This window comes from Blautia hominis, from assembly GCA_002270465.1.
In the GTDB taxonomy this organism is placed as follows: Bacteria; Bacillota; Clostridia; order Lachnospirales; family Lachnospiraceae; genus Blautia; species Blautia hominis.
In genome coordinates, this window is the sequence record NQOF01000003.1 from 521105 (window position 1) to 539912 (window position 18808).

General features: G+C 44.3%; 13 protein-coding genes. 9 read left to right on the plus strand and 4 right to left on the minus strand.

Going from position 1 to position 18808, the window contains the following annotated elements; all coding sequences use genetic code 11:
• Nucleotides 1-16: 16 nt before the first annotated feature.
• The 8 genes from CI595_RS12895 to CI595_RS12930 all read left to right on the plus strand — a co-directional run bounded on the left by CI595_RS12895 (nucleotide 17) and on the right by CI595_RS12930 (nucleotide 8295).
• Nucleotides 17-1183 (plus strand): O-antigen ligase family protein, encoded by a 1167-nt coding sequence (locus CI595_RS12895; protein ID WP_095173695.1) that lies wholly within the window; start codon nucleotides 17-19, stop codon nucleotides 1181-1183.
• A gap of 12 nt (nucleotides 1184-1195) precedes the next feature.
• The gene (locus CI595_RS12900; RefSeq protein WP_095173697.1) at nucleotides 1196-2362 is read left to right on the plus strand and encodes a CDP-glycerol glycerophosphotransferase family protein; all 1167 of its coding nucleotides are present in this window, start codon (nucleotides 1196-1198) and stop codon (nucleotides 2360-2362) included.
• Nucleotides 2359-3798, plus strand: coding sequence for a flippase (locus CI595_RS12905; protein ID WP_095173699.1), 1440 nt, complete (start codon nucleotides 2359-2361; stop codon nucleotides 3796-3798). The genes CI595_RS12900 and CI595_RS12905 overlap by 4 nt, the downstream gene beginning before the upstream one ends.
• Before the next feature lie 230 nt (nucleotides 3799-4028).
• Nucleotides 4029-5060: a polysaccharide biosynthesis protein gene (locus CI595_RS12910; RefSeq protein ID WP_095173701.1), complete on the plus strand. Its 1032-nt coding sequence runs from the start codon at nucleotides 4029-4031 to the stop codon at nucleotides 5058-5060.
• Between the two features lie 24 nt (nucleotides 5061-5084).
• Nucleotides 5085-6281: a polysaccharide biosynthesis C-terminal domain-containing protein gene (locus tag CI595_RS12915; protein WP_095173704.1), complete on the plus strand. Its 1197-nt coding sequence runs from the start codon at nucleotides 5085-5087 to the stop codon at nucleotides 6279-6281.
• Between the two features lie 14 nt (nucleotides 6282-6295).
• On the plus strand, nucleotides 6296-7483 hold the full coding sequence (gene wecB / locus CI595_RS12920; RefSeq protein WP_095173706.1) for a non-hydrolyzing UDP-N-acetylglucosamine 2-epimerase: 1188 nt from the start codon (nucleotides 6296-6298) through the stop codon (nucleotides 7481-7483).
• A gap of 65 nt (nucleotides 7484-7548) precedes the next feature.
• Nucleotides 7549-7827, plus strand: coding sequence for an inorganic pyrophosphatase (locus CI595_RS12925; protein WP_095173708.1), 279 nt, complete (start codon nucleotides 7549-7551; stop codon nucleotides 7825-7827).
• 213 nt (nucleotides 7828-8040) lie between these two features.
• On the plus strand, nucleotides 8041-8295 hold the full coding sequence (locus tag CI595_RS12930; protein ID WP_095173711.1) for a TfoX/Sxy family protein: 255 nt from the start codon (nucleotides 8041-8043) through the stop codon (nucleotides 8293-8295).
• A gap of 280 nt (nucleotides 8296-8575) precedes the next feature.
• On the opposite strand, the gene CI595_RS12940 is transcribed toward CI595_RS12930, so the two are convergent.
• Genes CI595_RS12940 through hutH form a run of 4 tightly spaced genes read right to left on the minus strand, consistent with a single transcriptional unit; the run spans nucleotide 8576 to nucleotide 15555 of the window.
• Complete coding sequence (locus CI595_RS12940) at nucleotides 8576-10576, minus strand: urocanate hydratase (protein ID WP_095173716.1); 2001 nt, start codon at nucleotides 10574-10576, stop codon at nucleotides 8576-8578.
• Between the two features lie 19 nt (nucleotides 10577-10595).
• On the minus strand, nucleotides 10596-12596 hold the full coding sequence (locus CI595_RS12945) for an oxidoreductase (RefSeq protein WP_095173718.1): 2001 nt from the start codon (nucleotides 12594-12596) through the stop codon (nucleotides 10596-10598).
• A gap of 42 nt (nucleotides 12597-12638) precedes the next feature.
• Nucleotides 12639-13985: a YjiH family protein gene (locus tag CI595_RS12950; RefSeq protein ID WP_095173720.1), complete on the minus strand. Its 1347-nt coding sequence runs from the start codon at nucleotides 13983-13985 to the stop codon at nucleotides 12639-12641.
• Between the two features lie 19 nt (nucleotides 13986-14004).
• A complete protein-coding gene (gene hutH / locus CI595_RS12955; RefSeq protein WP_095173722.1) occupies nucleotides 14005-15555 on the minus strand; it encodes a histidine ammonia-lyase in 1551 nt (516 codons plus the stop codon).
• 422 nt (nucleotides 15556-15977) lie between these two features.
• Between hutH and CI595_RS12960 the strand changes: the two genes are divergently transcribed.
• On the plus strand, nucleotides 15978-18803 hold the full coding sequence (locus CI595_RS12960) for a tetratricopeptide repeat protein (RefSeq protein WP_095173724.1): 2826 nt from the start codon (nucleotides 15978-15980) through the stop codon (nucleotides 18801-18803).
• The last annotated feature ends 5 nt before the right edge of the window (nucleotides 18804-18808 follow it).

Below are 18808 nucleotides of genomic sequence, written 5' to 3' on the forward strand. Positions count from 1 at the left end.
CATAGGAGTAGTCGCTATGACAGCAAAGAATAGAGTTATTACATACCTGTTAGCATTATACTGTTGCTTGATGCCTTTTGAGGAGGCCTTGGCCTCTTCGTTTGGTAGCATATTGAAAATTATAGGAATGCTTCTGATTGCATATGTTATTATTCAAAATAGAGGAAACTGGTTTCTGTCAAAGTATCAAGGGTCTCTGATTTTGTGGACTATATATATGTTTGTATCTGTTACATGGGTAAGTTCTGTACAGTGGTGGCAGTATTTCTTTAGAATTTACATCGTTCAGATTATTTTTCTGTGTGCGATGGAAATGGTTCCAGTAAAGAGCATAGATATGAAAGTGGTGCGGAAATCCCTAATTTTAGGAGGATGCATAGCTTCGGCGATTATGATTTTGTTTCCTACAAGCTCAGGATTTACGGATGAGGGGCGAAGGACAATTATGCTGTTGGAATCCGCTCTGGATCCTAATGTGGTGGCATCAATTATTTTGCTTGGCGCACAAGTTTCAATTGGAGAATTTTATAAGGCTCAAAGGCGTTCTATTAGATTTGTACTATTAGCAATTTGGCAAATTTTGGGTATTCTTTTGACTGGATCCAGAGGTGCATTACTTGCTTTCGTTGTCGGGTTTTCAATTGAAATAATTTTGAATTTGTTTAACGAAGGTGAAAGAAGGAAGGCATTAAGGGTATTTCTTCTTGGCATTGTTGCGGTTATATTCATTATTGGTATTTTACCAGAAAATCTCTTACAAACAAGATTTTCAAAAGAAAATATTTTGGGCCTAAATGAATTAGCTTCTGGATCACATAACAGATATACGATTTGGATGTATGCAGGAAAATTGATAAAGAATAATCCGGTATTCGGCTATGGATGTGGTAATTTTTTCTCGGCTATTGCAACGGTATATAGGACATGTGCTTCTCACAATTTATATGTTCTTTTGATGGTTGAAGGTGGTCTTATTGGAATGCTGTTATTTGGGCGATATGTGTGGAAGATTTTGAAGGGTCTATTTCGACAACAGGATTTTTCCACATTCGCATTGTTACTAACAGTTTTGATTATGGCTTTTTCGTTGGATAGTATAACCTACAAATATTTTTGGATGGCTTTGATCTACTCAAGATTGATTATCAGGGAAAATATAGAGCACAAATATGATGAGGAGTGACGAAAGAAAGTGATGGCAACGAAAATATTAAAAGATTATATGAAATGCGCATTAAAAACATTGAAGGGACGCATTGCCACGGAATACTATAGAACAAAAAAATGCAACAAAGATTTGTGGCTTGTATCTGAACGCGGAGATGATGCACGAGATAATGGCTATTTTTTCTTCAAATATTTGCGTGAACAGCATCCAGAAATAAATGCCGCATATATCATTGATAACTATTCGGCAGATTATGAAAAGGTGAAAAATCTTGGAAGAATTGTACAGTATGGTTCTGCTGAACACTATGCGCTAATGTTCACAGCCTCAAAATTAATAAGTTCACATATTATGGGTTTTACTCCTTGTCCAGGCTTTTTTGTTGGTGTAGATAAACGAGTAAAACTTTTTAAAGGCAAAAAAGTATTCTTACAGCACGGAATAATAAAAGATAATATCGAGGGACTAAAATATCCTAATACAGATGTGGATTTGTTTATCTGTGGAGCAAGACCAGAGTTTGAATATGTTGTTAAAAACTATTATTATCCAGCAGGTGTAGTTTGCTATACTGGATTAGCAAGATATGATAACTTGTTTGATTTCGATACGAAAAAACAGATATTATTGATGCCCACTTGGAGAAAATGGATTAATGCATATAGTATAGAAGAATTTAAAAAAAATGAATATTTTAGAATATACCAATCTTTTTTGATGAATCCAAAGATGAATGAGCTTTTGGAGATAAATGGATATAAGCTTGTTTTTTATCCTCATTATGAGATACAAAAATTTCTTTCTATGTTTACTGGAGGAAAGAATGTTATTATAGCCAGCTTTTCGGATTTTGATGTTTCTACGTTGCTTAAAGAATCAGAGGTATTGATTACAGACTATTCAAGCGTATATTTTGATTTTGCATATATGGAAAAACCAGTTTTATATTATCAGTTTGATAGAGAAAAATTCTTTTCAGAACATTATCAAAAAGGCTATTTTGACGAGTCAACTTTTGGTCCGGTTCTAATTCAAGAGCAGCAGGTAGTCGATGCGCTATCACAGATTCTGTGTGGGAAATTTAAGAATGAAGGGTATTTAAAAAATATCAGGGAATTTTTTGAATTTCACGATTGCAATAACTGCGATCGAATATATAATCTGATTTCAGACGCAATTCAGGAGAACATATGAGGCTGAGAAGAAATATATTTTACAATGTTTTTTATCAAATTTCCGTAATAATTATTCCACTAATTACTGCGCCATATATTTCTCGAGTCGTAGGAAAAGAAGGTGTGGGGGTCTACTCTTACTCCACATCAGTGGCTAGTTACTTTGCACTTTTTATTCTGCTAGGGGTAGGGAATTATGGAGCAAGATCAATTGCAAGAAACCGCGATGACAAGTTACTATGTAGTAGAAAATTTTGGGGTATATATTTTTTGCAACTTATATGTTCGGCGGTTGTAATGACGGCGTATGTGGGATTTATTATCTTAACAAAGCAGAAGTATCACACTGCACTTCTAATTCAGATTTTATACCTATTGTCTGTGGTGTTAGATATTAATTGGTATTTTATCGGTACTGAACAATTCAGGATTACAGTAACGCGCGGAATGATTATCAAATTTGTGCAAGTTATTGCCATATTTACTTTTGTCAAATCAGATGCTGATGTGTATAAGTATATTATCATAATGACTGGTGGAGTTTTGCTAGGACAGATATTACTGTTTCCAGTGCTGTTAAAAAAAGTTTGTTTTGTAAGAGTTAACACCCGAGAAATTTTAAGTCATTTAAAACCAAACTTGATTCTTTTTATTCCAATTCTTGCTACAAGTGTTTTTACTATAATGGATAAAATTATGCTCGAATTGATTAACCATGATATTGCAGCGGTTGGAATATACGAATATAGCGAGAAAATTGTTAAATTACCTTTAGGGGTTATAACTGCGATTGGTACAGTTATGCTTTCGAAAATATCAAATCTTCTTGTTAATAATAAGGAAAGTCAAAGCAATACATATTTTCAAATGTCAATGAAATATATAGGAATAATAGTAGTTGCTATGGCTTTTGGTATAGCAGGTATTGCGCCGATTTTTTCAGTCGTTTTCTACGGACAAGATTTTTCGGAGTGCGGAAGTATAATAACGATGCTGGCTATTATTTTAATGACAAGTTCTTGGGCGAATATTATTCGCACACAATATCTTATACCACACGAAAAAGATAAGATATATATTACAGCTGTAGTTAGTGGAGCGATTGTAAATCTGGGATTGAATTATCTTTTTATTCCTAAATTTGGAGCCACGGGAGCTGCAATAGGAACAATTGGAGCGGAATTAGTATTATGTTTTGTGCATACTGTTGCTGTATGGAAAAAACTCAATCTCAAAGTGTACTTAAAAGATTGGATATTATATGCATGTTGCGGAATCGCAATGTTTTTTGGGGTACGCTTGGTCGAAATAAAGATGGGGATATCTATTCTCACATTGATTATTCAAGTGTTATGTGGCGTAATTATATATATATTGTTGATGAGTATTATTTTGCTTATAAAACAAGATGAAATATTTTTAAAATTTAAGCGTAGGCTATCGGGAAAGCCCTAGAGTTCAACAAATGCACAAGCATATCGCAGTGTTTGCGAGAAAATACTCTTTATTTTATTCTGATTGTGGGTATTATGATGTTTTAGCATGTTATGGACAATTCCTTGGCATCTTTCTGAAATGAATTTTTTGTTTGAGGATACGTATATGTAGGCATGATAGTAACTATGTACTTGATGTTTAATAAAATACTAAAAAGAAATTTTATAATTTTTTAGGAGGGAAATAAAATGTCTCTATTTACAGGAAAAATTTTAATGATAACCGGGGGCACCGGTTCATTCGGTAACGCCGTCCTGAACCGGTTCCTCCAAACAGACATCGGAGAAATCCGCATATTCTCTCGAGATGAAAAAAAACAGGACGATATGCGTCATGAATATCTGGCAAAGATGCCGGAAGCAGCGGACAAGATTAAGTTCTACATTGGCGATGTCCGTAATCTGGCATCTGTAAAAAACGCCATGCACGGCGTTGACTACATATTCCACGCAGCAGCCCTAAAGCAGGTTCCATCCTGTGAATTTTTCCCAATCGAAGCGGTAAAGACAAATGTCCTCGGTACAGAAAATGTCCTGACTGCAGCCATTGAAGAAGGCGTGGAATCCGTTATCTGCCTTTCCACCGACAAAGCAGCCTATCCGGTCAATGCAATGGGAACATCAAAAGCCATGATGGAAAAGGTTATTGTTGCCAAGAGCCGTACTACGAAGAAAACGAAGATATGCTGCACCCGTTACGGCAACGTTATGTGTTCCCGCGGTTCTGTTATTCCGCTGTGGATTGACCAGATTCGCAATGGAAACCCGATCACACTGACAGAGCCAACCATGACACGTTTTATCATGTCCCTGGAAGAGGCAGTTGATCTTGTTTTATTTGCATTTGAACATGGTGAACCAGGTGATATTCTGGTGCAGAAAGCACCGGCATGTACGATTCAGACACAGGCAGAGGCAGTGTGTGAACTGTTTGGTGGAAAGAAAGAGGATATTAAGGTCATCGGCATCCGCCATGGTGAGAAGATGTATGAAACACTTCTGACTAATGAAGAATGTGCGCATGCTATTGACTTAGGCAATTTCTATCGTGTACCATGTGATAAGAGGGGCTTGAATTATGACAAGTTCTTTACACAGGGCAATACGGAGAGAGCAAAACTGAGCGAGTTTAATTCCAACAATACGAGGCTGCTGACTGTGGAGGAGACGAAAGCGAAGATTGCATCTCTTACATATATTCAGGAAGAACTTGCAAAGTAAAATTTGCATTTATTGAGGTGACATATGAACATATTAGTAACCGGCGCCAGGGGGATGGTGGGAACCGCCCTTGTTGCTAACTTGAAAAATATCAAGGAGAATAAAAACCGTACCCGTCCGAATCTGTATATTGAAGAGATTTATGAATATGATCTGGATTCCACACCGGAGCAGTTGGACGAGTACTGCCGAAAAACAGATTTTGTTTTCAATCTGGCAGGTGTAAACCGACCTGAAAATCCGGAAGATTTTATGAAAGGGAACTTTGGTTTTGCATCCGATCTTCTGAATACTCTGAAAAAATATAATAATAAAGCAACCATCATGCTTTCTTCTTCCATTCAAGCAACACTGTCTGGACGTTTCGGAAACAGCGAATATGGTAAAAGTAAGAAAGCCGGAGAAGAATTATTTTTTTCTTACGCAGAAGAAACAGGCGCAAAGGTTGCTGTTTACCGCTTTCCAAACCTCATGGGGCACAGCCGTCCGAAGTATAATTCTGCGGTGTCTACTTTCTGCTGGGCAGTAGCAAATGATGAGGAGTTTACGGTCAATGACCGCAGCACAGAACTGGAACTGCTCTATATTGATGATCTTATAGATGGAATGTTTGATCTTCTGGAAGGCAAAGAGCTGCACTGCGGGTTTGACGGTGTGGAGACCGTTCTGGGTGATAATGGACGTTATTGTTGTGTTCCGGTAACACATAAAGTAACGCTTGGAGAGATTGTGGATCTGCTCCTGCAATTCAAAGCACAGCCGGAAACTTTAATGATGCCGAAGATGCCGGAGGGAAGCTTTGCAAAGAAGCTGTACAGCCTGTATCTGACTTATCTTCCGGCTGAGAAATTTAAATATGCGCTGAAGATGAACTGTGATGACAGAGGTTCTTTTACTGAACTGGTGCATACAGCAGACTGCGGACAGGTCAGCATCAACATCAGCCGTCCGGGAATCACGAAAGGTCAGCACTGGCATAATTCCAAGTGGGAGCTGTTTATTGTGGTAGCCGGACATGGCCTGATTCAGGAACGAAATATCCACACAGGTGAAACTGTGGAGTTTGAAGTGAGCGGAGATAAGATTGAAGCAATTTATATGATTCCGGGATGGACCCACAATATCATTAATTTAAGTGAAACAGAAAATCTGGTGACAGTCATGACCTGCAATGAGATTTTCAATCCGGAGAGACCGGATACATTTTTTGAGCCGGTTTAAGGAGGAAGTGGGAGATGACAGAGATCAGAACTGATTATTCAGATATACATTTTAAAGAAAACGGGAAGCTGAAACTTCTCATTATCGTTGGTACCCGCCCGGAAATCATCCGTCTGGCGGCGGTCATCAATAAATGCAGGAAGTATTTTGACGTAGTTCTTGCCCATACGGGACAGAATTATGATTATAACCTGAATGGTATTTTCTTTGAAAATTTAAAGATTGAAAATCCTGAAGTGTACATGGATGCGGTTGGAGATGACCTTGGGGCAACAGTCGGAAACATCATCAACTGTTCTTATAAGCTGATGGTAAGCATCAAGCCGGATGCATTGCTGATTCTTGGCGATACCAACTCCTGTCTGTCAGCGATTGCGGCAAAACGTCTGCATATTCCAATCTTCCATATGGAAGCTGGTAACCGCTGCAAAGATGAGTGTCTGCCGGAGGAGACGAACCGCCGGATTGTGGATATTATTTCCGATGTGAACCTTGCATATAGTGAACATGCCAGAAAATATCTGCATGAGTGCGGTCTGCCAAAGGAGCGTGTTTATGTGACCGGTTCCCCCATGGCGGAAGTGCTGCATCAGAACTTATCTGAGATTGAGAATTCGGATATTCTGGGTAAACTTGGATTGGAACCGCAGCAGTATATATTGTTGTCTGCGCATAGAGAAGAAAATATTGATACGGAGAAAAATTTCCTGTCTCTGTTTACAGCAATCAATAAGATGGCAGAGAAGTATGATATACCAATCCTGTATTCCTGCCATCCCCGTTCAAAGAACCGTTTAGCTGCATCTGGTTTTGAGCTGGACAGGCGTGTGATTCAGCATGAGCCCCTTGGATTCCATGATTATAATCATTTGCAGATGAACGCATTTGCTGTTGTATCTGATTCCGGTACATTGCCGGAGGAGAGCAGTTTCTTTACAAGCGTCGGTCATCCATTCCCTGCTGTGTGTATCAGAACATCCACCGAACGCCCGGAAGCTTTAGATAAAGCAGCATTTATACTGGCAGGGATTGATGAGAAATCCCTGTTGCAGGCGGTGACAACTGCTGTGGATATGTATGTAAAGGGTGATCATGGCAATACAGTACCGGACTATTTAGATGAGAATGTAAGCACTAAGGTAATAAAGATCATTCAATCTTATACAGGAGTCATTGATAAGATGGTTTGGAGGAAATATTAACAGGACATTTTTAAATAAAGATATTTCCACAGTAACGGTATTTTCCCTAATCTTATTACAAAACAGTGAATTTTTTTGAAACACTGTACTTTACATTGCAATTTGTATATGGATATATTGAAGGGATCATTGCTGCGGAAGGAGAAGAACAGGATGTTTATTTTCTAGGGATCAGTGAACCGGTAGAAAGTGCTGAAGGGGTCATTATTTCTGTGATCCACCGCAAGAATGATGCAGAAGATGAGTGGGTGGCAGCACCGGAAGGTATCTGTTTTACCCGTGACGAAATAGAAAAAGCAGTATATTTTCAAGAACAATATTTCGATTATGAAATATTAATGTAGAAAATGTCAGAACTGTGAATTGACTCTGCGCCTTTTCTGTGCTGGCCGTAAGGAAGTTCCCGGAGGGAAAAAACTTTCAGCCGCCAGGCAAAAATTCTAGTTTCTTAGATTCCATTTTCCAAGGCGGTTCTGCATGCATTTTACTTGCGACTGTGAAGCAGACGGAATAGTTTCTAATATTCAAAATTTCTAATAAAGAAAGAAGGGAAAACCATGGGTGACTTATCAAAACTTCCAAACATTGGCCCGGTAGTAGAAGAACAACTCAACCAGGTCGGCATCACTACCTTTGACCAGCTAAAAGAAACAGGAAGTAAACAGGCATGGCTAAAGATCAAAGCCATTGATGATTCAGCCTGTATCCATCGTTTATACGGTCTGGAAGGTGCAATCCAGGGAATTAAAAAAAGCCAGCTCTCATCCGAAGTAAAAGCGGAACTAAAGGAGTTCTATGATCACTGCAAATAAAAGATAACTATTGGCTTTATCGGGAAAGCCATCCAAAGTAAAAAGCCTGCTGCAGCAAAGCCATCCAAACCGGAAAGCCCGCCGCAGCAAAGCCTGCCACAATAATGTCAATCCCTCCACTCCTGCAAACATAAACCGTAAATCACGAAAATATTACGAGGCGGCAGAGTGGAATCGGGGTCATATGGACATTTCAAAAGAAAATACAGCCGCACAGTATACGGAAGAATCATACCGTGCGGCCGTTTTATGTCATATGCTTAAGAGGGTGCATGAGACATCATTTTTCTTTTTTCAACACATGGATCATATCCGATAATTCCCGCTCATCACATCCAAAAGGAACCGTAAGCGTATTTCCTTCTTCCTTATAAAGCGAAACCGTTTCCAGCGCATGTGGATTCCCAGCCCAGGCGCGTCTTGCCACGCCGCACATAACATCATAATTTACAGCCCGGCAGATAATCTCATCCACCTCCGACGAGCCATCCAGGAGCAGCCCGTAGCCACAGCTTTGTGAGTTGCCGATTCCTGTTCCGCCGCCGTTGTGTATGGTCATCATGGTCATGCCCATAGCGGCATCCCCGCCGTAAACCAGTGCGGACATATCAGCAGTTATGTTGCTCCCGTCATGGATATTGGAAGTTTCTCTTGAAGGTGCATCCACACCGCCTGTATCCATGTGGTCACGGCCCATCATGATAGGGCCGGTTTTGCCTTCCCGCACCAGACGGTTGAAGGCAAGGGCGATTTTCTTCCTGGTCTCCCCGTCCTGATAAAGTATCCTGGCCTGTGTACCCATAACAAGATGGTTTTCTCCTGCATGTTTGATCCACAGATAATTGTCGTAATCCTGGAACCTTCGGTCTTTGTCAATACAGTCCATTGCGGTCTGGTCTGTCAGTGCCAGATCCTCCGGCTTTCCGCTCAGTACAACCCAACGGAATGGCCCGTAACCATAGTCAAAAAGAGTAGGACCCATGAACTCTTCCACAAAAGATTTATAGATAAATCCGTCCAGATCGTTTTCTCCGTTCCTGCACACGTCCTTGATCCCAATATCATACATAGTGGTCGTCAGGCTGTTTCCATAGTCAAAGAAATAAGTGCCTCTGGAACGCAGGATCTCGATCAATTCATGATGCCGGAACAAAGTTTTCTTTACCTTTTCCTCAAATAATTCCTTATTCTCAGCAAGCATTTTTGTCCGTTCCTCAAATGTCATTCCCTGAGGACAGTATCCCCCGTCAAATGCCACGTGACAGGACGTCTGGTCTGTGAGCAGATCAATATCCTGCTCCGTTTCCACAGCATATTCCAGCAGATCCACAATATTTCCATGGAACCCAATGGAAATAGGCTCCCCCCTCTGCTGGTATTCTCTTGCCAGTACAAACGCTTCTCTGGGTGTATGCACCATAGCCTTGATCCAGCCAAGACGCATACGCAGCTCTATTTTAGAGGCATCCACCTCCGCGATGATCCCCACACCCTGGCACAGTTCGATTGCCTTGCCCTGTGCCCCGCTCATCCCTCCAAGACCGGCAGAGACGAGGAGATTTCCCCTGAGAACTTCCTCACTGCTTTTGTGGAGGATCTGCCTTGCTGCTGCCAGAAATGTGGAATATGTGCCGTGCACGATTCCCTGGGACCCGATATAAAACCATCCTCCTGCCGTGAATTGTCCGTAATTGGTAACCCCAAGGGCAGCGCACCGGTTCCATTGTTCCAAGTTGTTATATTTCCCCACCATGAGACCGTTGGCCAGTATGACTCTGGGACAGGAACGGGCCGATTTGAATAGGCCCACCGGATGACCGGAACTGACCACAAGCGTCTGATCCTCTGTGATCTGCTCCAGGTATTTTTTTATGAGCCGGTACTGCATCCAGTTCTGGCATACCTGTCCGGTTTCCCCGTAGGTGACCAGTTCGTAGGGATATAGCGCCACATCAAAGTTCAGGTTGTTGTCTATCATAACCTGAATGGCTTTTCCGGCCAGGCATTTTCCCTTGTATTCATCTACCGGTTTTCCATAGATTGCTCCGTGAGGCCGGAAACGATAGCCGTAGATCCGGCCATGTTCCATGAGTTCCTGATAGAACTCCGGAATGATCTCCCGGTGATATTTAGGAGGAATGTAGCGCAGGGCATTTTTAACAGCCAGTTTGATATCAGCTTCGCCAAGCGCTGCCTCCCGCTTCGGAGCCCGGCGCACTGCCGGGTCGAAGGAGTCGGGAGTGGGCAGGGGCCCCTCCCATGCATATAAAATAGTGTCCATATAGTATCCTTCCTTGCCTTTACAGACTGCGCGCCAGTTCGTAGGCATCCCAGACTGCGTACATGATGTTCCGCACTCTCCGGGCATCCCCCAGCAGGTATATCTCATTTTCCTCCAGACTTAACTGTTCATAAAGTGCGTTGTTGGAGGTATATCCAATGGCACAGACAAAGGTGTCAGCTTCCAAAGTGTGTTCTTCCCCGTCCTTTGTATAAGTGACAGTCCTGTCTTCAATGCATTTGACGCCTGCGCCTGCTATCTGCTGCACATGATGGAACTTCAGCAGATCTTTCAGCATGATCTTATTCATATGAGGCACCGGAGCGCCGGCGGATAATATTTCCGGCAGGGCTTCCAGTATGGTGACTTGTCTGTTGTTTTTAGCAAGGTCAAGAGCAAGTTCACAGCCTACCAGCCCGCCCCCGATGATAACCGTATGATCGCCGGGAGTGATCTCACCGGAAAAGATGCGTTCTGCAGGGTACATATCATGGTTTCCGGGCAGACGCAGGGTCCGCGGAGTGGAACCGGTGGCTACAATGACCGTGTTGTGGGGATAGGATTTCAGGGTATCTGCTGTCGCAGCGGTATTGTAATGGATCTCTACACCCAAATCTTCCAGTGTTCTTTGATACCAGTCAACCAGTTTCAGATCATCGTGTTTGAAGGACGGTGCCCCGGCCAGATGAAGGGAACCGCCGGGACGGCTGCTCTTTTCCAGGATGACAGGTAAATGTCCTCTGAGTTTCAGAACTCTTGCTGCCTCCATTCCTGCCACGCCTGCCCCGATAATGAGAACTTTTTTCTTTACATATGCAGGCTGCAGATAATAGGAGGTTTCTCTTCCGCAGGAGGGATTTACGGCACAGGAAACAGGCTTTGCAGTGATCAGCCGGTTCATGCAGCCCTCATGGCACCCAAGGCAGGGACGTACGAATTCAAATCTGCCGCTCCTTATTTTATTTACTGTGTCAGGGTCTGCAAGAAGGCTTCTGCCAAGTGCGATCAGGTCGGTTTTTCCGTCCCGCAGGGCATCGGAGGCCAAATCCGGATCTTCCATGCGCCCGGCAACCAGGATTGGTACATCCATTTCTTTTTTCAGGATTTCACCAAAGGGTATGTTCATGCCTTTTTCAAAATACATGGGCGGATGGGACCAGTACCAGGAATCATAGGTTCCGGCGTCCACATCCAATGCGTCATAACCTGCTTTTACCAGGATTTTGGCAGATTCAATGCCTTCCGGGATATCACGGCCCAGTTCTTCAAAGTCTTCTCCGGGAAGGCCGCCCTGGCGCATACCTTTTATGTAGGATTTTAAACTGTAGCGGAGGATGACCGGAAACTGTTCTCCGCATTTTTTCTTTATATTCTGCACTACTTCGCAGGCAAAACGCAGGCGGTTTTCCAGACAGCCGCCGTATTCATCTGTCCGTTTGTTAAAGAGGGGCAGGGCAAACTGATCCAGAAGATATCCTTCGTGGACCGCATGGATCTCTATTCCGTCAAAACCGGCCTGCTGGCAGATCTTTGCCGTATCTCCGCAGCGCTCCACGATCCTGTGGATCTCGTCCACAGTCAGTTCTCTGCACATAAGTGTTTCATCCCAGTAACTGCTCACCGGGGAGGGCGCTATTGGCGGCTGCCCGCAGAGCAGATGGGGTTTCAGTACACGGCCGAATCCTGCAGTGAGCTGGGTAAATATTTTAGACCCATAGGCATGGACACGCTCACACATTTCCGCTGTGTTCATAATAAAGGTAGATGGATTATCTGTTGGACAGGGCATGGTTCCGTCCACTGCTTTTTCGATATCATTTTCCGCATAAATGGTGCCGGTGATGATGAGGCCAACCCCGCCTTTGGCCCTTGCCACATAGTATTCAATGCCCCGTTCATTGAAGGTGTTTTCCGCGGTGACCATTCCGCCGGTACCCATAGCGGCCATCACATATCTGTTTTTCAGGGTACAGCCTGCAAGCTGGTAAGGTTCAAATAAAATCTTATGGTTATCTTTCATGGTTTTCACACTCCGAATCTGTTTTTTGCCGGCATGATGCGATCACACCAGTATTTTAGCCATCAGCGCTACCATCGGAATCAGGATAATGGTACGGATGAAAAAGATTTTTACCAGGTCGCCGAAGCCCACAGGAATATCAGATTCCAGCATGGCATTGGCACTTTCCGTGAAGAATATGATCTGTGATGTGGACAGTACAACTACGAAAAATGCACTGGCCGCAGCCACAGCTTTGCCTTTGATCAAGGTAGCCGGTATGGATAGGGCAAAGATTCCCACAATAGAGGAGGCAGCGATCTGCTGTGCGTCCTGCAGGCCTAAAAGGCTTAAGATCGGAGCCATGGGAATGGCGATCCATTTGGCAATGGGCGTATAATTAAAAATTAAAAGGCAGATGACGGAAAGAGATACAATAAATGCATTTACTTTGATGCCGAACATAAAAGAAGATTTTAACTGTTCTAAAAATACAGTAAATTTCGTTCCGGATGATTTTTCCAGGGCGTCCCGGTATGCTGCCGGAAATGTTTTGCTGCTGTAGTGTTCCGGTTTTCTCTGGGTCTCTGTCTGTGCAGTGCCGTCAATGTAGGTGTCCGGTTTTTTGGACAGAGGAGGGATACGGATCATAATGGCAGCCAGTACAAATACACAGATGAATGCCGCCAGAACCACCTCACTGTAGAGGTTTTCTATTCCGGCTATGGAAGACAGGAAGGCAAATCCGCCCAGGCTGGCAATACTGAAGTTGGTGGTGATGGAACTGGCTTCTCTTGCTGTGTATACTTTTTTCTGGTACAGATCATTGGTGATCATAACGCCGGCGGCGGGAGCTGCCACAAAGGAAGAGATGGCATCCACAGCGGATTTACCGGGCACCCTGTACACACGGCGCATAATAGGCTCAAGCAGTTTGCCCAGGAATTCCAGAAAACCGAATTCTGTGATAAAGGCTACCAGAGTTCCGGCTACCATAATGGCAAAGAAAGAGTCCGCGGCTATACTTAAAGAGGTTTCACCGATCTCCGGGTCGATGATAGCGGCAGGTCCCACCTGGAAAATGGCCATAACACTGAATATGGCTGCTGTGCCATAGGTAAAATAGGAAAACAGATTGTCTTTTTGATAGGTGCTTTTCAGGATCCCGGGCACATTTTTTCCGTATTTTACATAGATGCTGGCTGCCAGCACTGCCAGGCAGGAAATCATAACAAAAATGTACTGGGCCTTAGGCCCCAGGGCGTTTTGAATGATATCCATGATATGTACCATAGGTACTTTTTTGTTTCCGTTATAAGGAATGGTAACAAAGAAAAGGAAAACGCCGATTATGCTGCAGATGAAAAAACGTATTTTGACACTTGAATTATATGCTGTCTTATTTTCCATAATTAAACTCCTTTATTCTTTAAAAGGTGATCGGGCCGCAGGCGGTCTCCACTGCCTCGATCAGGCTGTCATCAGCAAGCAGTTCCTCACAGGCATTGATCTCAGGGTAAAGCTCCCGGTCTTTGTCATAGAAGGGGATTTTGCTCCGCACCGTGTCATAAGCTGCTTTTGTTCCCTTTCCGAGCACTCCTTTTTTGCCTGCATCGGACCGGCTTCTCAAATCAATAGCTTGGCAGGCACAGAGGATTTCCATAGCCAGCACACGGCGGACATTATCCGCAATATCCCGGGCTGTCCGGGCAGAAATGGTACCCATGGATACATGATCTTCCTGGTTGGCGGAGGAGGGGATGCTGTCCACACAGGCCGGGTGTGCCAGGATCTTATTCTCAGAAACCAGGGCAGCAGCACAATACTGCACGATCATATAGCCGGAATTCAGCCCGCCGCCTTCCACCAAAAATGCGGGAAGTCCGTAGTTGAGAGCCGGGTTCACCAGGCGTTCAATGCGGCGTTCAGCCACATCAGCAAGTTCAGCTACTGCAATCCCGAGAAAATCAAAGGTGAGGGCCATAGGCTGTCCGTGGAAGTTTCCGCCGGAGATGACTTCCTGGGTCTGTGGGAAAATGATGGGGTTGTCTGTGACTGAATTCATTTCCACTTCGATCTGTTCCATGATGTAATTCAGGGCATTTTTGGAAGCACCGTGTATCTGGGGCAGACAGCGGAGGGTATAAGGATCCTGAACGCGCAGCTCGCCCTGTTCGGTAGTCATTTTGCTTCCTTCCAGAAGTTCGTTTAAAATGCGGGCTGTGTCAATCTGTCCTTTGTGAGGACGGGTGAGGTGGACCTGCGGTTTCAGGGCTGTGGTGATGCCGTTCAGAGCTTCAAAGGTGAGGGCTGCTGCAATGTCCCCGTATTTTATCAGCCGGATGGCGTCGTATACGGTGAGCGCACCCACTGCGGTCATAACCTGTGTACCGTTGATAAGCGCGATTCCTTCTTTTTCATGGAGATCAATAACAGGGATCCCTGCCTTTTCCATTGCCTCCCTGCCCGGATAAATATGCCCCTCGTATTCGGCAAGTCCCATACCCATCATAGGAAGGACCATATGGGAAAGGGGAGCCAGATCACCGCTGGCGCCCAGAGAGCCTTTCTGCGGGATGACGGGATGCAGGTGTTTGTTCAGCATGGCTGCCAGGGTTTCCACGGTCTCAGGGCGCGCACCGGAAAAGCCTTTCGCCAGATTGTTCAGACGCAGCAGAATGATACCGCGGACCACTTCTGTGGGAAATGCTTCACCGGCGCCTACGGCATGGGTCATAATGACATTTTTCTGAAGCTGCACACAGTCTTCTTTGGATATGACCACATCACTGAATTTGCCGAAACCGGTGGTAACGCCATATACGACCTCCTCACGTTCTACAAAATCGTCAATGATCTTTCTGGAAGCACGGATGCGCTCCATGGCCTCTTTGTCCAGTTCTACGGGAGCATGAAAACGGCAGACTGCTGCCAATTCATCCAAGGTTAAGGTCTCGCCTGTAATGATTACGGTTTGCATAAAAAATCCTCCTCTTTTTATATAGTTTCTTCATATATGCTTTCTTTGTAACGATTCAGCAGGACTGCGCATCCACTGCGCTGACCGTAAGAAAGTGTACCACGGCCAAGCAAAAATCCCATCGCCACAGGCGATTCTGCATGGATTTTTGCCTGTAACTGTGAGGGTACTGAACAGTTACCTTTCTTTTTATTATAGACTGCTTCTGTCAGTTTATCGTCACTTTTCGACTTGACATTATGCACAAATTAAAGTTTTAACAAGAAAAAGTAAAAAGGGAGGAGATGTTTAGGATGACGATTGCATGATTCCTTTACGGAATGAGAAAATTCAGATATAATGTAAGGCAGATATCTAAATGCGAAAAAATTAACAAAGTTTATGGGGCATGAATTTTATCAGTAAAGGGGAAAGACGGAGAGATGAAAATTACAGTTCGTTTTTTGGGAAAACCTGAGATTATCAGGGATGGCACCCATGTGATGATTCCGCAGAAAAAGATCCAGGCACTGCTTTTATACCTTCTTTTTAATGAGAGCTGTTCCAGGGACGAGCTGGCAGCCTTGTTCTGGGAAGAACAGAGTGAGGAGGGGGCAAGGCGCAATCTGCGGAACAGTCTGTATAAGCTGCGCACCCTGTTGGGGGACGGGGTGCTGGTCACCATGGGAAAGGAGTATATTAAGCTGGACCCGGCGGTGGAGATTGCCAGGGATACGGATGTATTTCTCATGGACAACGGAGAAAAATATCTGCTGCAGATGGAGAGCTGCTGTTTCCTGGATAAATTTCATCTGAAAAATTGTGCCGGATTTGAAAAATGGGTGAGCAGTATGCAGAACGTATATGAAAAACTGTTTGTGGACCGTTTTTGGCCGGCTATGAAAAAGTGTATGGAGAGAGAGGATTTCACAGCCGCGGAGGGATATGCAAGGAAAATACTGCTGCTGGACCCCTATCAGGAAATGGCCTGCTGCGCGCTGATGCAGATTTACGCCGCCCGCGGGGATTATAATAAGGCTGTGCTGGTCTATACCGGTTTTGCGGAGGCGCTGAGAAAAGACGTGGGTGTGGAGCCGGAACCGCGCACAAAAGACCAGTACGAAAAAATTCTGTTCATGCGCAAAAGGCGGCGGGAGGAAGGGGACGGCTGTCTCTACGGAGGACACCTGCAGGCTGTGGCAGAACTTTCAAAGGAGTATCTTAAATACAGCCGCAGAGAGGAGGCGGATATCTGTATTCTCTGCGGAAGTGTGGGCATGGGGAAATCCATGGTTCTGAAAACTTTTATAGAGAGTATGGATACCAAAGTCATCTCCGTGGAATTTCAGGTATCAGACCAGCAGGTCAGATATCTGGCATTGGAGAAAGTCATGGAGCAGATTTGTGACAGGTGCCGTATTGCCCTTCCTCAGGAAAATATGGAGTTTTTTGGAGGGAACAGTGACATCTGTTACAGGAACCGTTTGGAAACCATGATGAAGGCTGTGAGAAGAAAGGGCAGCAATCATATTCTGCTTCTCAGAAACATGGAGTCTGTGGATGAGCAGAGTCTCAACCTGCTTATCTCCTGTTTTTTTGAGCGTTACAGGAGGGATTTTTTTATTCTAATGGAATACTGTCCGAATTTTCAGGCGCAGCCACAGCTTTTGGCGCGTCTGGAGTCTGTCTCACGGGTCCGGGTGGTGAGACTGCATCATCTGACAGAGGAGGAGAGCAGGGCGTATCTGGTGGACGCACTGGAAGAAAAGTTTCCGGAAAAACTGTCCTCCCGCAGTATCTATGAATATACCGGAGGAAATCTCAGGTTTTTGAAGGATGTGGCGGAAAATATCCGTGTGGGGGCAGAAGAATATTTTCAGTTTTTGCCGGAGACGGAGAGAACCCTGGAGAGGATGTTTTCCGGTTTCCGCCAGGAAGAGTATGAGTATCTGGAATATCTGTCCGTGATGGAGCACGGTACGGATGTACAGCAGCTTGGCAGTATTCTGGACGAGAACTCTGTGAAGGTAATGAAGATCCTGGATTTTCTCATGCGCAGAAGGCTGCTTGCCGAGACAGGCGGAGGAAAGCGCAGAATGCTGAAGATACGGGAGAAAATGGTCCGGGACATGATCTATGAGCGCACTTCCCAGTTTAAACGCCTGGAACTGCACAAACTGGCGATCCGGTATTATGAAAAGATATACCAAAAGAACAGAAGCATATATTTCTATTTGTCCGAACTTCGGTACCATTACAGTTTTACAGACTGTGAATATGAGAAGCTTTACTATGACATTATGCATCTGCAGTATGTGCTGGACTATTATGATGAATTTTTTCCCACAGTGGTCAATGACGAGGATACAAGAAACAGTATAAGGCTTGACAGGGAGAGGATCTACCAGGATATGGAGGAATATACCCAGCGCCTGGAAGCCATGGAAGATGAGGTGGAATTCCGGAATTATGAGGAACTCCATATGGTGCTTGATTTTCTTGCGGGTCGTTCCCTGACCAGAGACGGCAAACGGAAGCGGGGGATCGTGTGTATCCAGAAGATGATGGATCGTGCCGGGGAGCTGGAGCGGACGGATATGCTCTTGAAAGGCTATGTGGAATTGATCTGCTACGGCCTGAAGGAAGGCAGTGTGGAATGGATGGAAAAGTATTTGAAGGAAGCAAAATCCACAGAGAACCTGAACGCGTATGCCAGAGAAAGAGGGGTGCTGCTGCGGCTGGAGGGGTACTGTAATATTCTGAAAGGAGAGTATGACAGGGCAGAACATCTGCTGCTCTTATCTATCCAGCTATTTGAAAGTCCGAAGATGAAACGGGCCAATTATTTTAATGTGGCCGGTGCTTATGATTATCTGGCCCTTATCTACAGGCGGCGGGGAGAATATGAAAAGGCCGGAAAGATCATGGAGAAAGCAATTTGTCTCTGCCTGGAAAAGCGGGTGATAAAAAGCCTGGATCTGTTCTATGAAGATTACGGCTATATTTTGTATCTGCAGGGGAAGTATGAGGAGGCAGAGCGGTATTTTAAGAAAAGTGCCAGGATCTACGAGGAATTCGGTACCTATTGGCTCCGTTCGGTGGGGGAATGCTGTATGTCCGTGATCGCCCTGTCCAGAAACGAGGAGGACAAAGCGCTGGAACATTTCCGTATGGCCGAGATATTTTCACAGAAGGATATGACAGCGGAGGAACTTAAGATGCTGGAGGAGACAAGAGCCAGACTGAAGGCGGCAAAAGTATTGAGGTGAGATAA

Bases quoted from the DNA above. Each gene is read 5' to 3' on its own strand.
- CI595_RS12950 (WP_095173720.1), bottom strand. From the start codon at position 13,985: ATGGAAAATAAGACAGCATATAATTCAAGTGTCAAAATACGTTTTTTC.
- CI595_RS12895 (WP_095173695.1), top strand. From the start codon at position 17: ATGACAGCAAAGAATAGAGTTATTACATACCTGTTAGCATTATACTGT.
- CI595_RS12940 (WP_095173716.1), bottom strand. From the start codon at position 10,576: ATGGACACTATTTTATATGCATGGGAGGGGCCCCTGCCCACTCCCGAC.
- CI595_RS12900 (WP_095173697.1), top strand. From the start codon at position 1,196: ATGGCAACGAAAATATTAAAAGATTATATGAAATGCGCATTAAAAACA.
- CI595_RS12960 (WP_095173724.1), top strand. From the start codon at position 15,978: ATGAAAATTACAGTTCGTTTTTTGGGAAAACCTGAGATTATCAGGGAT.
- CI595_RS12930 (WP_095173711.1), top strand. From the start codon at position 8,041: ATGGGTGACTTATCAAAACTTCCAAACATTGGCCCGGTAGTAGAAGAA.
- CI595_RS12915 (WP_095173704.1), top strand. From the start codon at position 5,085: ATGAACATATTAGTAACCGGCGCCAGGGGGATGGTGGGAACCGCCCTT.
- CI595_RS12945 (WP_095173718.1), bottom strand. From the start codon at position 12,596: ATGAAAGATAACCATAAGATTTTATTTGAACCTTACCAGCTTGCAGGC.
- CI595_RS12905 (WP_095173699.1), top strand. From the start codon at position 2,359: ATGAGGCTGAGAAGAAATATATTTTACAATGTTTTTTATCAAATTTCC.
- CI595_RS12910 (WP_095173701.1), top strand. From the start codon at position 4,029: ATGTCTCTATTTACAGGAAAAATTTTAATGATAACCGGGGGCACCGGT.
- hutH (WP_095173722.1), bottom strand. From the start codon at position 15,555: ATGCAAACCGTAATCATTACAGGCGAGACCTTAACCTTGGATGAATTG.
- wecB (WP_095173706.1), top strand. From the start codon at position 6,296: ATGACAGAGATCAGAACTGATTATTCAGATATACATTTTAAAGAAAAC.